Annotated in this window: 3 protein-coding genes; all 3 read left to right on the forward strand. The window is 35.6% G+C overall.

The genetic code is table 11. From position 1 onward, the window contains the following. A partial coding sequence (locus tag NUV40_04320; GenBank protein MCR4343085.1) for a hypothetical protein occupies nucleotides 1-302 on the forward strand: 302 nt, incomplete at its 5' end. 128 nt (nucleotides 303-430) lie between these two features. Beyond that, complete coding sequence (locus NUV40_04325; protein MCR4343086.1) at nucleotides 431-724, forward strand: hypothetical protein; 294 nt, start codon at nucleotides 431-433, stop codon at nucleotides 722-724. Nucleotides 725-762: 38 nt separating this feature from the next. Beyond that, nucleotides 763-1,005, forward strand: a 243-nt coding sequence (locus NUV40_04330; protein MCR4343087.1) for a transposase, incomplete at its 3' end; no start/stop codon positions are given.

The following is a 1,005-nucleotide window of genomic DNA, read 5'->3' on the forward strand; positions in this document are numbered from 1 at the left end:
TGCTCTCGGAAGAAATAACATTACTTACTGATAATAATGGGGTTAGGACATTTGACTCATTCATTTTGCATTCACATGAGATCCGGATCTCTGAATTTAAAGAGGGTGTTATGAAAGAGAAATCTGAAAGTACAAAGGGTAACTTAATACGGGATATTGAGGGAAAGCATTTTTTTAGTTCTTCTTTTGAAGAAAGAAAAGTCCTCGAATATCTCAATAATTTAATTAACTCTAAATTTTTATATAATATCCCCATCAACCTGTTTAGTTTTTCAAGAAAGATATTAGGGATAAAAAAATAATCTCTTTACTTAAAAAGCATTCTCCTGAAATTGTCAGTAATAAAAAATTTGATGAATGGATTGAACTTGAGCAATTAGATAGTAATATTCCTAGAAATATTGGCTACAAAACCAGCACTATATATTCTTTGCTCAGAGATGCCAAAGCGGGAAAGATAGAACTTTTTCCTGTTATACGTAAAGGCCCGCAACAAAAGAGAACACCGCCTTATGTGCAGGATAAGATTATTGTGTACAGACGGCAGGGACTCTCTACAAATGATATCTATCTTCGCCTTGCTGAAACGGGAATTAATATTTCATCGAGAACAGTAGAACGAGTTTTAAAAGATGCAGGTTTTGTCAAACTTAAGAGAAGGGCCAATACAGAACTTGGAACGACCTTAAGAATAAAATCATACCGGAACGCGCGGAAGGGCTAGATTTTTCAGAACTTGAACCGTTTAAAGTTGACACTCCCGTGGCAGGAGTATTCTTCTTTATTCCTTACATTTTAGAAACCGGAATCCTTGATATCGTTAAAGAATGCAAACTCCCCGAATCAAGTGTCATTGGATCCATTCAAGCTTGCCTTTCCATGCTATTTTTCAAATTAATAGGAGGTAAGAGGCTAAGTCATTTGGGATTATATGACCAGGAACCAGGATTAGGCATTTTTGCAGGACTAAATATCCTTCCGAAACCTACCTATATGAGTACCTAT

The sequence above is a fragment of the Patescibacteria group bacterium genome (assembly GCA_024654625.1).
Taxonomy (GTDB): domain Bacteria; phylum Patescibacteriota; class Minisyncoccia.